16 protein-coding genes are annotated in these 21,264 nt (G+C 61.3%); 12 read left to right on the forward strand and 4 right to left on the reverse strand.

Annotated features, from left to right (window positions below):
- From VGG64_24415 to VGG64_24465, 11 genes are all read left to right on the forward strand, one after another.
- The coding region (locus VGG64_24415; protein HEY1602770.1) for a proton-conducting transporter membrane subunit at positions 1 to 715 on the forward strand (715 nt) is incomplete at its 5' end.
- On the forward strand, positions 705 to 2,417 hold the full coding sequence (locus VGG64_24420; GenBank protein ID HEY1602771.1) for an NADH-quinone oxidoreductase subunit N: 1,713 nt from the start codon (positions 705 to 707) through the stop codon (positions 2,415 to 2,417). The genes VGG64_24415 and VGG64_24420, both read left to right, overlap by 11 nt.
- A gap of 239 nt (positions 2,418 to 2,656) precedes the next feature.
- On the forward strand, positions 2,657 to 3,613 hold the full coding sequence (locus tag VGG64_24425; protein ID HEY1602772.1) for a threonine/serine dehydratase: 957 nt from the start codon (positions 2,657 to 2,659) through the stop codon (positions 3,611 to 3,613).
- 35 nt (positions 3,614 to 3,648) lie between these two features.
- Positions 3,649 to 5,043: a serine hydrolase domain-containing protein gene (locus VGG64_24430; protein ID HEY1602773.1), complete on the forward strand. Its 1,395-nt coding sequence runs from the start codon at positions 3,649 to 3,651 to the stop codon at positions 5,041 to 5,043.
- A 60-nt stretch (positions 5,044 to 5,103) separates the two neighbouring features.
- A complete protein-coding gene (locus VGG64_24435; protein ID HEY1602774.1) occupies positions 5,104 to 6,492 on the forward strand; it encodes a helix-turn-helix domain-containing protein in 1,389 nt (462 codons plus the stop codon).
- Between the two features lie 111 nt (positions 6,493 to 6,603).
- Positions 6,604 to 7,077, forward strand: a complete 474-nt coding sequence (gene aroH / locus VGG64_24440; protein ID HEY1602775.1) for a chorismate mutase — start codon at positions 6,604 to 6,606, stop codon at positions 7,075 to 7,077.
- Between the two features lie 50 nt (positions 7,078 to 7,127).
- Positions 7,128 to 7,922: a 3-oxoacyl-ACP reductase family protein gene (locus VGG64_24445; GenBank protein ID HEY1602776.1), complete on the forward strand. Its 795-nt coding sequence runs from the start codon at positions 7,128 to 7,130 to the stop codon at positions 7,920 to 7,922.
- A 189-nt stretch (positions 7,923 to 8,111) separates the two neighbouring features.
- Complete coding sequence (locus VGG64_24450; protein ID HEY1602777.1) at positions 8,112 to 8,531, forward strand: cupin domain-containing protein; 420 nt, start codon at positions 8,112 to 8,114, stop codon at positions 8,529 to 8,531.
- A gap of 496 nt (positions 8,532 to 9,027) precedes the next feature.
- Positions 9,028 to 10,689: an Nramp family divalent metal transporter gene (locus VGG64_24455; protein HEY1602778.1), complete on the forward strand. Its 1,662-nt coding sequence runs from the start codon at positions 9,028 to 9,030 to the stop codon at positions 10,687 to 10,689.
- Between the two features lie 58 nt (positions 10,690 to 10,747).
- On the forward strand, positions 10,748 to 12,172 hold the full coding sequence (locus VGG64_24460; protein ID HEY1602779.1) for an MFS transporter: 1,425 nt from the start codon (positions 10,748 to 10,750) through the stop codon (positions 12,170 to 12,172).
- A gap of 443 nt (positions 12,173 to 12,615) precedes the next feature.
- On the forward strand, positions 12,616 to 14,697 hold the full coding sequence (locus VGG64_24465) for a DUF6666 family protein (GenBank protein ID HEY1602780.1): 2,082 nt from the start codon (positions 12,616 to 12,618) through the stop codon (positions 14,695 to 14,697).
- 272 nt (positions 14,698 to 14,969) lie between these two features.
- Here the strand turns inward: VGG64_24465 and VGG64_24470 are convergent, their stop codons facing one another.
- A complete protein-coding gene (locus VGG64_24470) occupies positions 14,970 to 15,971 on the reverse strand; it encodes a PEP-CTERM sorting domain-containing protein (protein ID HEY1602781.1) in 1,002 nt (333 codons plus the stop codon).
- A 380-nt stretch (positions 15,972 to 16,351) separates the two neighbouring features.
- On the opposite strand from VGG64_24470, the gene VGG64_24475 reads away from it, so the two are divergent.
- Positions 16,352 to 17,083, forward strand: coding sequence for a DUF1080 domain-containing protein (locus VGG64_24475; protein ID HEY1602782.1), 732 nt, complete (start codon positions 16,352 to 16,354; stop codon positions 17,081 to 17,083).
- A gap of 89 nt (positions 17,084 to 17,172) precedes the next feature.
- Here VGG64_24475 and VGG64_24480 read toward each other — a convergent pair whose 3' ends face one another.
- From VGG64_24480 to VGG64_24490, 3 genes are all read right to left on the reverse strand, one after another.
- Positions 17,173 to 18,363, reverse strand: coding sequence for a thiolase family protein (locus VGG64_24480; GenBank protein ID HEY1602783.1), 1,191 nt, complete (start codon positions 18,361 to 18,363; stop codon positions 17,173 to 17,175).
- Between the two features lie 156 nt (positions 18,364 to 18,519).
- Positions 18,520 to 20,310, reverse strand: coding sequence for a cytochrome c peroxidase (locus VGG64_24485; GenBank protein HEY1602784.1), 1,791 nt, complete (start codon positions 20,308 to 20,310; stop codon positions 18,520 to 18,522).
- Positions 20,311 to 20,560: 250 nt separating this feature from the next.
- Positions 20,561 to 21,264 (reverse strand): hypothetical protein (locus VGG64_24490; protein HEY1602785.1); only part of this gene is annotated, 704 nt, incomplete at its 5' end.

Genomic DNA, 21,264 nt, shown 5'->3' on the forward strand with positions numbered 1-21,264 from the left:
GCAGAGTGACATCAAGCGATTGATCGCCTATTCGTCGGTCAGCCACCTCGGCTTCTGCACGCTGGGCGTCTTCTCGCTCAATCGCTTGGGTATCGAAGGGGGCGTCCTGCAAATGATCAATCACGGCCTGTCGACCGGCGGCCTGTTCGCGGTCGTGGGCATGATGTACGAGCGCTATCACACCCGCGAGATCAGCGACTATAGCGGCCTGGCGCGCCGCACGCCGATCTTGGCCTTCTTCATGCTGCTGTTCACGTTTTCGAGCATTGGTGTGCCAGGCCTGAACGGGTTCGCCGGCGAATTCTTGTTGCTCTCGGGGGCTTTCCAGCGCGGCTGGACCGAAGTCTCGGGCGACTGGTGGTTGGCCGGCCGCATCATGTCGGTGCTGGCCGTGTCGGGCGTGATCCTGGGTGCCTGGTATATGTTGTGGCTTGTGCAGCGCGTCTTTTTCGGCCCGCTCAAAGAACCTTCGCACGGCGGCGGTCATCACGAAGTCCACGATCTGAACACGCGCGAGATTTGTGCTCTGGTGCCACTCGTCGTGTTCATGTTTTGGATCGGCCTGGTGCCGCAGCATTTTCTCCAGCCGATGGCGGGCACGCTCGATCCGGTGGCCCGGCAGATCGCCGTACGCATCGACGCCGAGCATACGCCTGCCGCAGGGCCGCAGTTGGCTGGCCGCATGGAAGTGAAGGGGGTGGCGCGTGTCGACTGAAACGCTGTACTGGTTGCTGCCAGAAATGACGTTGGTCATCGCCGCCACGCTGATTTATATCGGCGGCGTTTTTGTCCCCGGTCGCGGATTGTACACCGCGATCGCCCTGGGGGGGCTGTTGTTGGCGGGCTGGACGATGTACGGCCAGTACGCCGAATTGGTCTCGCCCGACATGAGCACCATCGACGAAGCGCTCGAACCGGCGCTAGTGATACCCATCTCGGATCCGCTGGCCGTCGATATGTTCAGCCAATACGTGCGCTGGCTGGTGTGGGTGGTGGGCTTGGCCTTGATATTGATGGCCGGTCGATTGGCGCCCTCAGTGCAGGCGCCTGAGTATCTAGGCACGCTGCTCTTGGCCATAGTGGGCATGATGCTCGTATCGTCGGCGCGCGAGCTCGTGTTATTGTTTCTGGGGCTGGAATTGATCTCGATTCCCACTTACATACTCTTGTATTTGGGACGCAGGTCGGTCGACTCTCAAGAGGCCTCGGCCAAATATTTCTATCTAAGCATTCTTTCCTCGGCGGTAATGCTGTACGGATTCAGCTTCATCTATGGCGTGGCCGGATCGACGGAACTGTCCCAATTGCACGCCACCTTGGCTAGTCCCGATTTGACGGCGGGCACGCGCTGGCTGGCGCGATTGGCATTGGTACTTGTCTTTGCCGGGCTGGGCTTCAAGGTGACGACCGTGCCGTTTCACTTTTACGCGCCCGACGTCTACCAGGGTACGACAGCCGGTAATGCGGCGCTGTTATCCGTTCTCCCTAAGCTGGGCGGCCTGGTCGCGTTGGTGCGGATCGTCGTCGCCTCGATGCCAGGCTTCGAGAGCTACGCCTGGCAGATTGCCCTGGTACTCGCGCTATTGACCATGACCCTGGGTAATGTCGTGGCCCTCTGGCAGGACAACATTCGTCGGTTGCTGGCCTACTCTGCGATCGCCCACGGTGGCTACATGCTCATGGGGTTGGCCGTCGGCTGTGCCGCGGTGAGCGATGTAACGGGCGTACGCGGTGCCGCCGGGTTCGATGGCATTGCCGCCATGCTCTTCTACATCGCCGTGTACGCATTGGCCACGACCGGCGCCTTCGCCGTGCTGGTTTACCTTGGGCATGACGACAAATCGTCGGACAGCGTGCAGGTGGACAACGTGGACGAGCTTGCCGGGCTGGGAAGCACCCATCCCTGGGCCGCACTCTCGATGGCTATTTTCATGTTCAGCCTGACCGGCATCCCGCCACTGGCGGGATTCTGGGGCAAGTTGAACTTGTTTGCCGGAACCCTTAGCATTCGGCCCATCGATGGCGACACCGGCGCCACGCGCAGCTGGTTCATCGCGTTGGCAATCGTGGGCGTGCTCAATGCCGCAATCTCGGCCGGCTACTACCTGCGGGTTGTGGCCGTAATGTATTTCCGCCCGGCCACGGCAGAATCCCGTTCGTCAGGCAATCCTGGTGCTGGCTTGGCCATGTTTGGCTGTGCGCTGCTGGTCGTTTTTGTCGGTTTGGTGCCCAATCCCCTCCAGCAGCGTGCCAACGAAGCCAGCCAATCGGCCCGCTTGCCCAGCATCGAGCCGGCCGTAGACGTCGCGACGCTGCGTCGTCAGGCACCCGACCACGCTATACGAAAGGTGACCGATCCGTCGGCGCGGCGAGCGTCCTCCACTCGCGACTCACTCGCCCAGGCCGTCGCGCCGTAGCGCTTTTGCGCCGCACGATGCTGTCTCTATCGTCCCTTAGGCCTGATGGATGGGCCTTCTCGATTGTGGCCCTGGAATCTGCACGCGCACCAGACACCACCGCGCCTTCCATCGCGCGCGTGCCGATCAACAGCCCGCGAGCCGTATGCCGTAGCGGCGGGTATAATCCGACTGCGCCATTCAACCGCCTGTTGACTGCCTCAGGAGGTTCTCCGCTGCAAATCCCAACCTTTATAGACGTGCTCGCTGCGCAGAAACGGTTGCGCCCTTACCTCGCCCCCACGCCGCTGTACAACTATCCGGCGCTCGACGAGTTGCTGGGGACCGAGGTGTTCGTCAAGCACGAGAACTATCAGCCGGTCGGCGCCTTCAAGGTGCGTGGCGGGGTGAATCTGATTTCTCAGCTCAGTCCCGATGAGCGCGCCCGCGGCGTGATCGCTGCCTCGACCGGCAACCACGGCCAGTCGGTCGCTTATGCTGCGAGATTATTCGGTGTCACGGCCCGCGTAGTGGTGCCCGCCCGAGCCAATCCGGGCAAGGTGGCGGCGATTCAGGGTATGGGGGCCGAAGTGATTTTCTGGGGCGAGAATTTCGATGCCGCGCGGTTGCACTGCGAGGCACTCGCCCACGAGCACGGTTATCGATACATTCATTCCGGTGACGAGCCGCTATTGATCGCGGGGGTGGCCACCGAGGTTTTGGAGATGCTCACCGAAGAGCCGGCGCTGGACGCGATCTTTGTCCCCGTTGGCGGCGGCAGTGGCGCCGCCGGCGCGGCGCTGGTCGCTGCTGCGATCAAGCCCAGCCTGCGCGTCGTGGGGGTGCAGGCGGATCGGGCGCCAGCCGCCTACCAATCCTGGCGGCAGCGCCGCATGGTCGAGGTGCCGAGCACGACCTGCGCCGAAGGGCTTTCGACGGGTGCCGGTTTCGCCTTGCCTCAGGCCATGCTCTGGGACCTGCTTAAAGAGTTCATGTTGGTCACTGACGAAGAAATTCGCCGCGCTATGGTGTGGATGGTGGAGCGTGCCCACACGCTAGCCGAAGGAGCCGCTGCCTCGTCATTGGCCGCCGCGTTTCGATTGCGGCACGAACTGGCCGGCAAGAAGGTCGGCCTGATATGCTCAGGCGGCAATACGTCGCTCGAGCAACTGCAGCAAGCGCTCGACGAGTGGTCGGCAAACTCCGTCAATCCTTGAAACACGCAACTTCTCCCCACATCGTGGAGTCATCCATGCGTCGCTTACGGATCGGTTACCCGCTGTTGGCATGTCTGACGCTGCTCGCAACCTGGCAATGGTCGAGTTGGCAATCATCGGCGTGGGCTGCCGTCGTCCCTGCCGGCGCCATCGACCGCATCGACACGATCGTGCGCGAGGGGTTGGAAAAGAAGATCGCTTCCTATGCCGTCGCCGTGGTAAAAGATGGCCGCCTTGTGCTCGCCCGCGGCTACGGCTTTGCCGACCTCGAAAACAGCGTGCCCGCCTCCGCCGAAACCATCTACCGATTGGGCTCGATCACCAAACAGTTCACGTCGCTAGCGATTCTGCAATTGGCCGAGGCAGGCAAGCTATCCGTCGACGACGAACTGACGAAGTTCCTCTCAGATTATCCGGTGCAGGGGCACAAAGTCACGATCCACCAGTTGCTCAATCACACGTCGGGCATCAAAGCCTATACCAGCCTTCCCAATTTCTTTCGCACGGCACGGCAGGATCTGTCGCACGAGGGCATGCTCGCGCTCTTTAAGGAACTGCCCTTCGATTTCGAGCCGGGCGAGAAGATGCAATACAACAATTCCGGCTATTATCTGCTGGGCCTAGTGATCGAAAAGGCCAGTGGCCAAAGCTATGCCGAGTATCTTGCCGACCACGTCTTCAAACCGCTGGGAATGCACGCCACGCGATACGGTGATATGCGACCACTGATCCCGCACCGGGCCCAAGGCTACAAACGATCTCTCGGTGAGCTGGTGAACGACGATCCGATCAGCATGAACGCTCCTGGCGCCGCGGGGGCACTCGTGTCGAACGTGCTCGATCTGGTGAAGTGGCACCAGGCGCTCGAAGCCGGCGACTTTCTTTCCTCGGCATCTTACGATGCCTTATACCGCCCCACTAAGCTGGCCGACGGTAAAGAGCAAAAATATGGCTACGGCTGGGGATTGGGCGAAATGTCCACCCATCGCAAGCTGAGCCACGGCGGCGGCATCAATGGCTTTTCGACTATGATTGCCCGCTACCCGGACGATCGCCTGGCGGTGATTGTCTTGTCAAATACCGCCGGTGCGCCCGCCAGCGGCATCGAAAGCCATATTGCGAAGGTAATGCTGGGTATCGAGGAGAAACCGGTGGTCGATCTGCCGGCCGACGAACAATTGCTCAAGCCGCTACTGGGCACGTACGAGTTGAACGAAGGAAAACTGCAGATCACGATGGAAGAGGGGAAACTGCAGGCACAATCGCCAGGTCAGCCGCGAGATCGTTTGAAATACCAGGGAGATCGGCAATTCGTTTCGACCTCTAACGACGACGTCCGCTTTACGTTTAAGCAGGCCGAGGGCAAGGTGACAAGCATCGATATCGAAGGCCCCGGCGGATCATCATCGGCCAAGCGTGTCGAGCCTTAGCCGCTGCGCTGATAAGCGTCGTGTATTGCTCCTGTAACCTCAGCCGCTGACGAACGCCCTATGGCCTTGCGAACTCTCGCCGCCGACCTGGTCCGGCTGTTCGACGCGGCAGCAGGCCCCGTGTTCGTTCTCGACGACAAGCGGCGGATCGTCTTTGTCAACGATGCCTGCGCCGCATGGACCGGTTGCTCGGCCAATGAGCTGGCGGGTCAGGAGTCGCGTTACCACTCCAGCGCCGAAGTCACGGGCCCCGCGGCCGTGGCCGCCGCTTTGGCCCCGCCCCCCGAGGTCTGGAACGGTCACCGCGCCAGCGCGATCGTTTCACTTGCCGGGCTCGACGGAGCGCTGATTCCTCGTCATGTCGACTTTGTACCACTGGGCACCGACGCGCTGGAGATGGTTGGCGTAGTGGCAATTGCTTCAGCCCGCATCGCGGACGCCGACGCGGTAGAAGCACTCGCCGGCAACCAGGCGACGAGAGAATCGTCAGCCCAAGAATTGCACGAACGCCTGGCTCGTTGGCGGCGCAAGCTGGCCGGCCGTTTCCACCTCGACCACCTGCTGGGCGACAGCGCCGCGATGCGCCAGGTGCGCAACCAGGTCGAGTTGGCCGCTGGCAGCGCGGCGAGTGTAACGGTCATCGGTCCGGCCGGGTGCGGGCGGCAGCACGTGGCCCGCGCGATTCATTATGGCCGCGCGGCGCAAGCGGCCGGTTCGCTAGTTCCATTGGTCTGTCCACTGTTGAGCGGCAGCCTGCTGGAATCGACCATCCGGGCCATGGCGCGCGCGAGCTCCTCGACCCCGACGGCGCGCCCGGCCACACTTTTGTTGTGCGAGGCGGATCAATTAGCCGCCGAAGCGCAAGAGCAACTGGCCCGCAGTATCGCGTCCGGTCTGAGCTTCCGCATTATCGCGACGGCGCGAGAGTCGTTGGCAACCTTGGCGGCGCAGGAGAAGTTTCGCCCCGATCTGGCCTGCGCCTTGTCGACGGTCGAGATCCGTTTAGTGCGATTGGTCGACAGGCTGGAGGACTTGCCGCTGGTGGCGCAGCGGTTTGTCGAAGAGCAGAACCGGCAGGGGGGCAAGCAACGGGCCGGCCTTTCGCCCGAGGCCATCGATCGGCTGATGATCTACACCTGGCCCGGCAATGTGGCGGAATTGGCCGAGGTTATCGCGGCGGCACATGCCCAAGCCGAGGGCCCCAGCATTGGTCCGGGCGACCTGCCGGCCAAGATCCAATTGGTGCTCGACGCGCTGGCCCGGCCGCGCAAGGTCGAACCGACGATCGTGCTCGAGCAGTTCCTGGCGCGCATCGAGGAAGAACTGATCCGCCGCGCTCTGGCCCGCGCCAAGGGGAACAAGACCAAGGCGGCCCGCCTGTTGGGCATGACCCGCCCGCGGCTGTACCGCCGTCTGGTGCAGTTGGGGCTGGAGAAGGATCCCGAGTAAGCGTGCCGCCCGCAGCGTGGATTAAGCCCGAGTGATGTGCTACGCTCGTACGCTTGGCGTGGACTTCGTCGGGGAAATTCCAAACGTTCGATGGGACGAGTTTGCAGGGCAATGACTGCACAAAATCAAGGTGACGTTCGCTGCCGCGGCGTGCGCGGCGCCACAACGGCCGACGGCAACACGCGGGAAGAGATCCTGCAGGCCACGCGCCAGCTGTTGGCGTTGATGATCCGCCAGAATGGCATCGAGCCGCACGATTTGGCGAGCGCCATCTTCAGCACGACGGTCGATCTCGACGCTGAGTTTCCGGCCCTCGCTGCTCGGCAGTTGGGTTGGCTCGACGTGGCCTTGCTTTGTACGCACGAGCTCGACGTGCCAGGCTCGTTGCGGAATTGCATTCGTGTGCTGCTGCACTGGAATACGACGAAGCCGCCAGGCGAACTCGCTCACGTATACGTCAAAGGGGCGAGCATCCTGCGGCCCGACCTGTCGCGCCTGCCGCCGGTCGATTGGGACGAACTGGAAACCTGGATCGACGAGGAACTCGCCAACCAGTCCAAGCATCGCGCCCCGCGCCCTCAATAGCGGCACGCGCCCGTCGTCGCGATTTCTCTCCCCGTCGGAAGCACGCGGATATGCAAGTCGAGTTGGCAGGAAAAACGGCGATTGTCACCGGCGGCGCCCAGGGAATCGGTCGGGCGATCGTCGCGCAACTGGCGGCCAACGGTGCCGCCGTGGCCATTATCGATTTGGTCACGGAAGCGGCCCGCGAGACGGTCGCAGCACTGACCGCCCAAGGGCAGCGTGTGGCCGCCTATGCGGCTGACGTGGCCGATGCCGCGGCGATGGGTTCCGTCGTCGCACAAGTTGTCGAACAGTTCGGTTCGGTAGACATCCTGGTCAACAACGCCGGCATCAACACGGTCAAAGATCGTCTGCCCATTCAGGAATACAGCCGCGAGGATTGGGACCGTATCCTGCGAGTCGACCTGACGGGCGTGTTTGTCGTCTCCCAAGCGGTGATTCCGCGGATGTTGGCGGTGGGCGCCGGCCGGATTATCAATATCGCCTCGGTAGCCGGCTTGGTCCCGTTGCGGTTGCAAAGCGCCTTCGTAGCAGCCAAGGCGGGTGTGGTGAACCTGACACGCTCAATGGCGCTCGAGCTTGCGCCGCGCGGCATTCTGGTCAACTGCATCGCCCCCGGCTCGATCATCACGCAGGGAACACGCGCGCTATTCTACGGCGCCGACGGTACCTACTCGGAACGGGCCGCCAGCCTGATTGCGCACATTCCCGTGGGCCGGCCAGGCACGCCCGAGGAAATTGCCCACGCCGCGCTGTTTCTCGCGGCCCCCGAGGCAAGCTACGTAAATGGTGCCGTGCTCACCGTCGACGGCGGTTGGACAGCCGGCTACCATCGCGAGTGGTAAACGTAACAAGGCTTTCCTGACGCCACTGTGAATCCCAATTCTTCAAAACCACGAATCACACGAATCGCACGAATGGAGCAAGCGGGTCACCTGTCGGGTTTTTCCTGCCGTCTTTCTTGTTCGTGTCATGCATGTGATTCGTGGTTGTAGTTGCCTTTCGTTCCGACATGGACTTTCAGCGGTGAACCGATGGCCGAAATCAAGCTTTATCAGGGCTACCCTCCTAGCACCGGGCGGATTCCAAAGCCCGACACGCCCGTGCAGCCCAATATCGTTACTGTGAAGGACGGTTGTCCGGTGAAGTATCCTGGCTGCGAAGGGATTGGAGTGCGCGTGGCGCATCCCTCGAACCCTCGGGCCCCGGCGCAGAGCTTTGGCCAGGTCGTGTTCTTCGTTCCACCTCACGCGGTGCTGAAACCAGGCAGCCACGAAAGTGAAGAAAGTTATTACATCCTGCGCGGGCGAGGTGTCATGACGCTGGCCGGCCGGCGCGTCGACGTCGAGCCCGGCATGTTCGTTCACTTGCCCCCTTGGTGCGAACATGGCATCGAGAATACCGGCGACGAAAGTCTCGACGTGCTGATCACCACCTCGCCGCCGCATCCGTAACGATTAGGAAAGATAGTTGGGCTCGTAACTCGCTATCTTACGCGGTCGTTCTGCCGTGTTTGGCCTTTCCAGACACAACGCATCTAGTTGCGAACACACGGGTGCCATGCCCACATCCTGTGTGGGCATGCGAACAGTTTTCGGGTCAGAGGCATGTCCATGCTTGGCGTGGAAATGGCACCCGGCGTTCTCTCTTGATCAGCGAGCTTGTGCGATGACCGACCCCATAACGCTGTCTCCATGTCGTCGCCGGTCTGCTGCCCGTCGCAACCTTTTACCGGCCGCGGTGATCTCGATGGACGGCAGGCCCCGGCAGGAACTGCAAGGCAAGTAAATCTGCCTAGGATTCTTGTCCAGCGCTTGCTTGTGGGCTATTTTGCTGCCATTATCGAAGCCCTGGCGCGACACCCAGTACGCGCCTCTGGCCGAGCGCGATCGGCCGCGCGCAATCGCCCCCACACGCAAACGCATCCGCGTTCCCACCGCGAGGCCGCCCATGGCGGAAACGTTGACGACTACTAACCCTGAGACCCTGCACCAGCAGGGGCAGGCTCCTTGGCCCGGCTCGCACGAGATGCCGCGCTGGAACCAGGGGCCGCTCGTCGATGCGCCGTACTTTACCTGGCGCAATTGGTTCGCCATGCTCGGCCCCGGACTGCTGATGGGGGGCGCTGCCATTGGCGGCGGCGAGTGGTTGATGGGGCCGGCTGTCACGGCCCGCTACGGCGGTGCGCTCATGTGGCTGGCTACGCTGAGCATCCTGGGGCAAGTGGTCTACAACCTGGAAATCAGCCGCTACACGCTCTACTCGGGCGAGCCTATCTTCACGGGCAAATTTCGCACGCTTCCGGGACCACGTTTCTGGCTCACCGCTTATCTGATACTCGATTTCGGCGCAGTGTTTCCTTACCTGGCCTCGAACGCTGCCGTGCCGCTTTCGGCCGTAATCCTGGGGGCGATCCCTAGTGCGAACCCGCAGGAGACACCCTGGACCTCGTTCGATCTGCTGGGGCAGCACTTTGATTTTTCGCAGGCTTTCCTGATTCAATCGCTGGCGTTCAGCGTTTTCTTGGCGTCGCTGCTGCCGCTGATCTTCGGCGGCAAGATCTACAGCGCGCTGAAGGCCGTGATGACGTTCAAGATCGTGACCGTGTTCAGCTTCCTGCTGTTCATTGCGATCTGCTTTTCAACATTCTCGACCTGGCGCGAGATCGGCACCGGTTTCGTCAAGTTTGGTACCGTGCCGATCCAGGGCGCCAATGACGCGGTCGATAATGTGTTTCTTTCCGTCTTGCGCGGCGACGGCCTGCCGCACGTCGACTTTAGCACCATTGCCATGCTGGCCGCCTTTGCCGCCATTGCAGGGCAGGGGGGACTGTCGAACGCACCCCTGAGCAACTACACCCGCGACCAGGGATGGGGAATGGGATATCACGTCGGCGCGATTCCCAGCGTCATCGGCGGCCGCAATATCGCGCTCTCGCACGTAGGCATGGTGTTCGAAGTGACGCCCGAATCCTTGTCACGCTGGCGGCGTTGGTACCGGCACGTAATGCGCGATCAGTTGGTCGTGTGGATGCCCGCCTGTTTTATAGGGCTAGCGCTACCCAGCATGTTGTCAGTGCAATTCGTGCCGCGCGGCAAAGTGGCCGACGATTGGACCGTGGCCGGTATGACGGCCGGCGGAGTTGAGAACCATATCAATACCCAATGGGGGTCGGAGGTCGGTCACCTGTTCTGGTATTTGACGCTGCTTTGCGGATTCCTGGTGCTTGCGCCGACTATGGCCTCGACGATCGACGGTTTCGTCCGCCGCTGGGTCGATGTCTTCTGGACGTCCAGCGCCCGATTGCGCGAGTGGGAAACCAAGAGAATTCGCAATCTCTACTTTTATGTGCTGACGGGCTATTCGGTGTTTGGGCTGACCATGCTGTATCTTGGCAAGCCATTGATGCTGCTGACGATCGGCACCAATATCATGAACTTCGCGTTGGGATTCAGCTGCTGGCACGTGCTGGCGCTGAATCTCATCCTGTTGCCGCGCGAACTGCGTCCCAATTGGTTTATGCGCACGGGTCTCTTTTTTGCCGGGCTGTTTTTCATTGTGCTCTCAATCATCGTGGCCATCCAAACGGCCAGCAAATTCGGTTTGATATAGCTGTCCTGCCGCCGATTCCGTCCCTCCTGTGTTTCCCTTCGCCGCGGATCTGTACCTGATGAATGATGCGAAAACTCCCTGGTATCGCGAGCTGACGCGATACCACTGGTTCGTGCTGACCGTGGCGGCCTTGGGCTGGCTGTTCGATACGATGGATCAGCAACTCTTTACATTGGCACGCAGGCCGGCCATGCAGGAATTGTTGGCCGTACCGGCGCCGCCCGACGAGACCAGCGAAGCCGCCAAGCTGCGAAAGGACAAGTTTGCCAAAGACGTGGCAGATTACGGTGGATACGCCACGTCGATCTTCTTGATCGGGTGGGCCACCGGCGGATTGGGTTTTGGCATTCTGGGGGATCGCATCGGGCGCGCCAAAACGATGCTGTTCACGATTCTCCTTTATTCGCTTTTCACCGGGCTGAGCGCGTTTTCGCGCGGTTTTTGGGACTTTGCGTTTTACCGGTTCCTGACAGGCTTGGGCGTGGGAGGCGAGTTCGCGGTCGGCGTGGCGCTGGTGGCCGAAGTAATGCCCGACAATGCGCGAGCCTATGCACTCGGCCTGTTGCAGGCACTGTCGGCCGTGGGCAATATCACAGCGGCGCTGATCAATATTGGGTTTGGCCAGATGCAAGAGTCGGGCCTGATCGGCAGTCTCACAATTTTTGGCACCAAGCTGACGGCTTGGCGTCTGATGTTTGTCGTGGGGACCGTGCCGGCACTGTTGGCGGTGGTGATTCGCCGGCGCTTGAAGGAGCCCGAGCGCTGGCAGGCCGTCGCACACGATGGCACAGCCGTCAAGCAGCTAGGCTCGTATGGGCAGCTTTTCGGCGATCCGCGCTGGCGCAAAAACGCAATCGTCGGGCTGTGCCTGGCATTTGCTGGCGTCGTCGGTTTGTGGGGTATCGGGTTCTTCGCCCCCGACCTGGTCCGCTCAGTATTCACGCAGCATTTCACCGAGCAGGGCTTAACCAAGGAAGAGGTCGAAGCGAAGCTCTTTTTGTGGACTGGTATCAATTCGGTAATGCAGAACCTGGGCGGCTTCTTCGGCATTTACGCCTTTAGCGTGATCACGCATCGGATCGGGCGGCGCTATTCCTTTGCGATCGCGTTCATAGCAGCGCTAATTAGTACGGCCTTCTTCTTTTGGTACGTCGGTCGCTTGAGCGATCTGTTCTGGATGACGCCCCTGATGGGCTTCTGCCAACTGGCCCTGTTCGGCGGCTACGCCATCTATTTTCCCGAGTTGTTCCCGACGCGCCTCCGCAGTACGGGGGTGTCGTTCTGCTATAACGTGGGACGCTTCATCGCGGCGGTCGGCCCGTTCATGCTAGCCAAGCTGACCACCGACATCTTCACGAAGGCCCACGGCTACGAGCGCGAGCCGATGCGCTATGCCGGTGTGGCGATGTGCGCCGTCTTTTTGCTGGGACTGGTAGTCCTCCCCTTCGCCCCCGAAACCAAAGGGCGCCCGCTCCCCGAGTGAACTGGGTTCGCGCGCCTGTTGCTCTAGGCAGTAGCCTGTGCAGCATTCCAGCTTGGTGGTTGGGGCGCGTCGTGGGAGTCGGACGCACGCGTCTGCCCCTGAGAGATCGCGATTCGGCGGCCAAGCGGCCCTACGATTTCGTCTCGCCTGCCCGGCGCACTCTTTTTCAGACATTCTTTCGCGCCGGCGGTTCACGTCGTTGCCGCACGGCTCTTGCACTTCAGCGCTATTGGGTATGACTTGGCAAGCGTTGCCAGCATTGCAGGCGATTGACCGTTGACTTTGCCGGTCCGCTAAATCACGGGCTTTGGCGAAATTTTTCCGGTCGCGAAGATTTTAACGAAAGTTACATCTGCGGTGAGTCCGATAGTCAGCCCTGGAATCGATAGGCTCGTGCTAGCACGGCAGATCGGTCAGCGCAGGGAGCGATGAAGGTAACCGCAATGAACATGTCGTCCGTGATACGAAGCACTGAATTCGCCAAGCTCGTCCTAATGGGACTGCTGGTGCTGGCCGCCGGCCACACTCTGCAGGCCCAAACTGTGGCCGATGCTGACGGGCCGGACTTGCGCCCGGCGCCGACTCAAACGGGAGATTGGCGTTACGAAGCCCCGGCCAGCGCGCCGTCGGATCAGAGCGAACCGCGTCGTCATCAAACGATCGACCGTTCGCGCCCGCGCAGCCGTGCGGCTCAATCGGTCGGTCCGCGCGTCGATCGCCCGGCCAGGGGCGCCGGTAACGATGGCACCTACGATGAACGTGGCGAAGCACGCGGCCGCCGTGATCAAGGTTACGACCGCCCTGGCCAGCGCGACCAACAATTCGATCGTCGCGACCGCACCACCGACCGTCGCGACGCCAACTACGTCCGTCCCGACGGCAACAATTACGGTCGCGATCAAGCCGCTGCCCGCGCCGAGCAGGAATACCGCGATGGAGAAGGCGACTCCGAAGTCTCGCCTCGCGCACCGCTCCAACCGCAATACGATAGCTTCGGTTCGCAGGACAACAGTCGCCACACATCTGCGGTTCGTCGCATACGCCAGGGTCCTAACCAACAGGATCATCAGGTCGACGTTCATCAACACAACAGCAACCAACGCGGCATCACCCCGCACAACAACACCCCGTACAGCAACGGCCCGTATCAAGAGGCCAATCAGGCACCGCCGCGCCGTCCGTATCGGGACACCGATCCGCGTTACGCTCGCTCACGCGACAACCATGTCGAGCCGGTCGGCTATCAATGGCGTGCCGCACGCGAGGATGCGCAACGGGCGCAGCTCTCCGAGGCGCCGGCCTACGTGCCCGGTGCGGCAAGCGACACGGCCGATGGCGCCCCCACACGCCCCGTGAGCCGCACTGCCCGAGCGCTTTTGCCCGAACATGATTACCTTGAAGAAGGTCCGTCGCTACCTCGCACCGCGGCACGCACGCGCTACACCCAGACCGGAACCAGTCGCACCTTCGAGTTGCCTCCGGGCGCAGAGCTGGTGCAACCGCAGCCCGATCCCATGGGGGGCCAGGCCGGCGGCAACATCGTCTACGACGACGGCCGCACGAGCGGACCTCCGGGGAGCTACGGTGCGCAAGGTTTCAGCGACGACGGTGCCGCTCCCGATGGCTACGACGATGGTGGATACGGCGGGTACGGTGGCGGCTACGACGGCTACGGCCGGCCCATGTACTCGACGCCTTGCCCCGAATGCGGTTCCTGCTGCGGCGGCATCAGCTGTCCGCATCGCTGGTTCGACGAGTCGTCGGTCTTCGCCGGTGTACACGCCTTCAAGGGAGGGCTCGATCAGGGACAAAACGGCAACTTTGGCTTTCAGGAAGGCGTCAACTTCGCCGGTTCGCTGTGGCACCAATACGGCATCGGCTATCAAGTCGGCGCTCAGTTCGTGCAAAGCGATTTATCCGGATCTAATATCGCCAGCTCGTTCAACAACTCGCGGCAACAGAATTTTCTGACCGCCGGCTTGTTCCATCGCCCAGCGTGTGGCAATGGCCTGCAAGGAGGCGTGGTATTCGATTGGCTCGACGACCGGTTTTACTCGCACACGCGGTTCACCCAGATGCGTGGCGAAATCAGCTACATTACTCCGTACGGAAATGAGTTCGGCTTCTGGGGCGCGTTTGCGACTGGCACCAATCAAACGGTACAGATCAGCAGCACGACGGCGCTCACGTTTGGATCTGTAAACATGTACAACTTCTTCTATCGCAAGAATTTCACCAACGGCGACCAGGGACGCATTTGGGGCGGTTTCACCGGCGATGCGGGTGGCATCTTCGGTGCCGACTATCGCGTCCACATGTCCAACCAGTGGGACTTGATGGGCGGCTTCAACTACTTGATCCCCGGCAATGGCAAGAGCGATGGCGGCTCGACTCAAGAGTCGTGGGGCCTGGCGATGAACGTCGTCTGGTATCCGACCCGCCGCGCCTGCGGCATCCACAACGGACCGTTCCGCTCACTGTTCGGCGTCGCCGACAACAACACCTTCATGGTGCGCGAGAGATAGTCGGTGCTTGATAAGTCGTCGCGAGCCGCGCCCGCGACGATTCGCGATGCAGGGTAAACCGCCCTACAACAATCAAGACGTTATCTCGAAGCGCGACGCGTCGCCATGCTTTCCTAGGTCCGACAGGATGGCCGCAGGGGGCCATTTTTACGCTCGCGTGAGCATGCCAAGCGCACATCGCCAAGCATAAAAGCATGCCCACGTCGGTGTACCTCCGTGGGCATGGCACCGGGCACGTCCTCGCCGTCACCGTCCTCCGGGGCAGGGCAAACTCAAGGGCCTGTTTGTCGTCGGCGGACAAGAAACGCAACCGCGCCGACAAGGGCCAACACGGCCGTCGACGGTTCCGGAACGGGTGTTGCCATAAACCCGTGACTAGTACTTTGCACTAACGGCGGGCTACCCGTGACGGATATGTAATAGCCTACGACGGTGTTCCCGGATATCCCGAGCACTGCGGAACCACCATTCCCCAACGGATCATCCAGTGTCGTATACGACACGCCGTTGTACAAAAACCCGTGTATGTGTCCCCCAGCATCGAAATATGTGCCGACAATGTCGTTTCCGGAGATGCCAACCGCCAAAGTTCCGACTCCCAATGGATCATTGAGCGTCGAAAACGTCGAGCCGTTGTACAGAAACGAGTGCCCGTTATTGGCAGCGTCGTAGTAGGAGCCAACGATATTGTTGCCCGAAATTCCATACAGTTGGGTACCCTTCACGCCCAGCGGATCGTCCAGCGTCACGTAGGACGATCCGTTGTACAGAAAGCCGTGGAGGCTGTTTGCGGCGTCCCCGTAGCTGCCCACAATATTGCTCCCAGAAATCCCATAGGCGGTGGTCCCGTTGGCTCCCAACGGATCGGCCAGGGTCGTGTACGACGAACCGTCGTAGAGGAAACCTTGGCTGATATTGGCTGAGTCCGTGTACGCGCCGACGATATTACTTCCCGAGATTCCGAGGGCAAGGGTCCGAGTGGTGGTCAGAGGATCGTCGATGCTCGTAAAGGATGCGCCATTGTAGAGAAACCCGCCGCCAGTGCCTCCGGAGTTTTGGTAATAACCGACTATATTGCCGCCAGAAATCCCCACTGCGGTTGTCTGGTTGGCTTGCGGATAGTCAATCGTTGTGTAGGTCTGAGAAGTTGCCGTCGTCGCCGACCCGGTCGCGATGCCGAGAATCAGCAGATAGCTACCGACCTTTGTTCCCCAACCGTGCGAGTCATTCGCCAGCCGAGTTCCGTGCGCAGTCCCATTAAGTCGTTGAAACATGATTGACCTCTCCGTTCTGTTCCGAGAACGATGAGATAAACGAGTCCGATTATGTTCGATCAGGTCTCAGTAACTACCCCCGTCAAGAATGGCCAATCTGGTTGGCCCGACGTCAGATGATTGCAACGCTGAAAACTTGATCATAGTTCGCCCCACAGCGTTAGAACGACCACATGTTAGCCGCGCCGATGACCCGTGCCAAGTAGAATTCCCGAATCTGACGGCGACGTAATCCAATTGACCAGCCCGAGCCCAAATGCCCCCCTCGCTCGCATACCCCCCCTGCGCTACAGTATCGTATTGAGCGTCCCCTGCATGGCCGATTTGCGTGACGCATCGCGCGGACGATTAGAAACCTTCGCACACAAGGAATTCGACTCATGATTCGCACTCCCTTTCGTCCATACCCGGCCCTCTGCCGGGCAACGTGCTGTGTCTTGCTGCTTGCTCTTTCAGTGGCCACGTCACTGCTTTCACGCGACGCGCTGGCCGATGATGCGCCGGTCGTTCCGCCGCGGAAAGGAAAGACCGAAACCATAAAGCTCTTCAACGGCAAGGATCTCACTGGCTGGGTTGGGCATCCCGAGCTGTGGAGCGTGAACGAGGGGGTGATCGTCGGCAAGAACAAGGAGCCGGTGAAGGTCAGCACCTATTTGCTCACCGACAGAAAAGACTTCTCCGATTTCCGCCTGCTGGCCACGGTCAAGCTCGTCGAGTCCGAGATGCACTCCGGCATCGCCATGTGGGGGCGCAACGCGCCCGAGCATGGAGACAAGTACACCTTCGCCGGCCACCTGGTGATGTTCCCCTCGGGCTGGAGCTTTCATGATCTGTTCGGTCGCGGCGGATTGCCGGTCGACGGTGCGCCAGCCAAGCAAGTGGGCAAGCAGCACGATTGGAACGAACTCGAGATTCTGGCCCAGGGCAATCGCATCCGCCTGGTGGTCAACGGAACGCAGGTCGCCGACTGGCGCGATCCTAAGGTCGATGCCATGTACGAAGGGCCCATCGGCCTGCAACTGCACTCGAACACCGTGCCGCAAGAGATTCACTTCAAGAATCTTGAGCTGACCACTTTTCCTGAAGACAAGCTGATCACGCTCAAGCCGTGACTTTATGCGTCGCACTTAAATAGTGCTGCCGTGCGAGACCAACGTGCAGCCTCGCGCGTACTTGTGGGGCTTGATCGTGGGTGTCGACGTTAAGCGATCAGCTCAAAAAGGCCGGCTGCTCCCTGGCCGCCGCCGATGCACATCGTCACCACGCCCCATTGAGCCTGGCGGCGTACCATCTGGTTCGCCAATGTGCCGACCAGGCGCGAGCCGGTCATGCCGAACGGATGTCCGATCGCGATCGAGCCGCCATTGACGTTCAAACGCGCCGGGTCGATCCCTAGCTTGTCGCGGCAGTAGATCACTTGCACGGCGAAAGCCTCGTTCAGCTCCCACAGGTCGATGTCCTTCACCGCCAGCTTGTGCCTGGCGAGCAAGCGCGGCACGGCGTAGATGGGGCCGATTCCCATTTCGTCCGGTTCGCAGCCAGCTACGACGAAGCCGCGGAAAGCCACCTTCGGCTTCAGCCCCAGGGCCTGCGCCTTTTCGCGCAACATCAAAAGCGAGGCGCTGGCTCCGTCGGAAAGTTGCGAGGCGTTGCCGGCCGTCACCGAACCTTGCCCACTGTTCGGATCGAAGTACGGCTTTAGCGATGCTAGCCCTTCGAGCGTGGTGTCGGGCCGGTTGCACTCGTCTTTGTCCAGCAGGTGTTCTTCCTTGCCGACGACGGCGCCGGTCTTCTTGTCGAGGATGCCGCGCGTGACTTTCATCGGCGCCAGCTCTTCGTCGAAGAATCCTTCTTGCTGCGCGCGCGCCGTCCGCTGCTGGCTCAATAGCGAGTATTCGTCCTGGGCTTGGCGACTAATCTTATAGCGCTTGGCCACCACTTCGGCCGTGTCTCCCATCGCCATGTACAAGCCCGGCATATGCTCGGCGATCCATGGATTAACATCCGTCTTCACGCCCGCCAGCAGAGTGATGCTCTCAACGCCGCCGCCTATCGCGACGTCGGCTCCTTCGTGCATGATTTCGTGCGCGGCCATCGCCGTGGCTTGCAAGCCCGAGGAACAGAAGCGGTTGACCGTCGCCGCCGCGACCGACACCGGCAGTCCTGCCCGCATGGCCGCGATGCGGGCCACGTTCATTCCCTGCGGACCTTCGGGATAGCCGCAACCCAGCACGACGTCTTCGATTTCGGCCGGATTCAAGCCCGGCGCCTTGTCGACCACGTGGCGGATGACGTGTGCTGCGTAATCATCGGGGCGCGTGATATTCAACGAACCGCGAAACGACTTGGCCAGCGGCGTACGGCTGCTGGCAACAACAACGGCTTCTCGCATGGTGGCATCCGGGGCGTGAGAGGATAAGTGATGGGGCGTCGCATGGTCAAATCGGCACGGGTTTTGTGCGACGCATCCCGAGCAGAGAACTCGCAGACTCCCGCCAGCCTACCGACGGTACGGTTCCACGGCAAGCCGCTGCGAGTGGCAATCGGGCTACAAGCTCCGCAAAAACGCTACGAGCGCCGCTGCTTCCTCAGTGGACAGATCCCCCTCCGACCCGTGGCCGAATTGACGAACCACGTCAGTCAACATCGCGGCGCGATTGTCGTGGAACAGGCGCTCGCGCCAGCGCACGCCGCGCAGCGATGGCGGATTGAACCGGTTGCGCCCCAGTTCGTCGGCCAACCCCACGTCGTATGCGCCCGCTGAGGTGTAGGTAGCCGATTGGTGGCACTGGCTGCAACCGCTGCGCTCGAATACGGCACGGCCCGCGGCGATCAACTCGATCTGTTCACCTTCGGTAATTCTTTCCTTTGGCGGCGCCGGCAGCGTGCGCAAATATGCCGTGAGTGCGGCAACGTTGTCGTCCTTGACATTGTGCGACCGCATCGTGGCCTGCAGCGAGCCGCGAACCTGATCTTCCAGCCGTGCGACGTGACCGTCCCAGGCCCAGGGGCCTGTGTCGGCGGTGCCCAACAGCGACAAGACCCGTTTTGCCGCGCCGGCCGAGCCATCGCCGAAGTTGTCGCTGGTCAATCCGTTTGTGTGTCCATCGGTATGGCAACTGTGGCAGCTATACCAGCCGTCGAACGACAGGCGTGCGTCATAGAACAGCATTTCGCCCCGTTCGGCAGTGGATAATTGCGGTCGCGGTCCCAGCGAGATTGTTTGCTCCTTGGTACAGCTGTCCATGTCGACCACGCTGATTGCGTCCGCAAAGGTGCTGGCGACATAAATGCGATCCGCGTTCCCGCTTAATGCGACCGCGATGGGTCGGCGCCCGACACTCTCGCGTTGCCAGCCGTTCTGCCCGGCGCGGCGGATCGCGACTTCTTGCACGCCCGATAGCGCCACCACGATATCCCCCGCCGGGCTGACAGCCACACCGGCCGGGTCTCCTGCCCCGGTGCCCAGCCCGCCGATGGTTTGCGTACTGCCAGGCGGAAACGGAAGATGAACGTCGGCCGTCAGCAACTCCATCGGCAGCGTGCGCAATACATTCGTCATGACCGCGCCCCAGAATATGTTGCGCTGCGAAGTATCGACGTTGCTATTGAGGATCTGATGCGCCAACAGCAGTTGCCCGCCGTCGCTCGACGTTGTCATTCCGCGGATGTTGTGGCCGACGAGCTCTCGTACGGAGACCACCGCTTTCGTTTCGAGATCGATCACGGCCAACGACCCGCCAAACGCGTCCGCCACGACTAGGCGCGTATCTTGGGCGGCCAGCGTCATCAATCGGGGGCTGAAAGGAAGCGGAATTGCCTCTCTCGGGAGCAGAACAACGTCGCCCGTCGGCGCGTCGGAACGGTCTTGCAGTGGCCGCAAGTCGATCACACTCACCGCGCGCCCCCACAGCGACGCCACGAAGCAACGTTTACCATCCGCCGAGACGCGCACTGACACAGGCGCCTGAGCGATGGGCGTCCGTGACACCACGCGCAGCGACTCTTCGGCACGCACCAGAACAATGAGCGAATCCGACGCCTCATCCACCGCCAGCAAATAGCTGCCATCAGGTGTCATCGCCAGATCCGCTAGCGTGCGCCCGATATCGATTTCGTCGATCGCCGTACCAGTGTGCAGATCGATCGTGGTGATGCTGCCGCTTGCGCGATTGGCGGTGTAGAGCCGCGCGTCATTCTCGGCCAGCGCCATCGCCACCGGCCGACGCAGCCGCACAGGGGGATCGAATTCGCCGCCACCGACAGGCGGACCCAAGCCTACCGACAGCACCACTCCGGTCATCGCGATCAGCAGCCGAAATGTACCGCGAAACGACATCCGTAGTTCCCTCAAAACGCCCGTCGAGGCTCGTTTACCCTCGAGCGCCGAAACCTCCTGCGCTCTTGCACACAGTCTAACCCTCGAACCATCGAAGACCAACGTGCGGCGATGCACGAGCACAAATGCTATGCGGCGCTGCACGCGTACAAATTCGATACGGCGACGCATGAGAACTAAATCGCAGGATGCCAGCCCTTGGAGGGCCGCTGCGACAGCGACCATTGAAAGCTAATCCATCGTCCCAGCTTCAATCGGTCCAAAGTGTGGCGGGCGGCATTGGCATGTCTGGATCGTGCCACAGCGATTTCAACGGTATTGCTGCCGGTTCGACGTCTCCCGGACGTTGCCACAGCAGCATGCTCTCGCCACTGGCGATAAACGACACCACAGCGATCGGCACCAGGCCAGGCTTCAGTCGCACGCGATGAATTTCCTCGCCGTCGGCCCCGTTGTAGAGCGTTTGCCCGGCAAGGTAGATTTTGCCGCGCCCGAACGCCGAGTACCCATAAAAGCGATGCTCCCCTTCCCGCTCGACGCGCAGATAGCCAAACGCGATCGAATTCAAATCCCGATTCGTCTTCCAAGGCGAAATCTCAGTGACAACGGTCAGTGGGCCGAGCGGCGTCGTGAGCTCGCCAGGGGGCACGATGAATGACCGGTCGTCGGATTGCGACTGCGAGGCAAGCTGCCCAAATTGCAGCCCCGCCAAGCCGGCTTGATAATTGCCAACATCAACCTTTACCGTCGGCGGAAGATTGGCTCGGCGCTTGGCCTCTGCAGAGTCGATTTCCTCGATGCGCTGCTTTCGCAAGTCGACGGGATAAAAGAGCCGATCCGTAGGAATCTCGCTCATGCTTGCCTGGCCCGGCGGTGCCCACTGCACGTCGACCGTATCCCGCCCTGCGATATAACCGATCGACGCGATCGGGACTAAGCCAGGCTGTAGTTCTA

Source organism: Pirellulales bacterium, from assembly GCA_036490175.1.
Classification (GTDB): domain Bacteria; phylum Planctomycetota; class Planctomycetia; order Pirellulales; family JACPPG01; genus JACPPG01.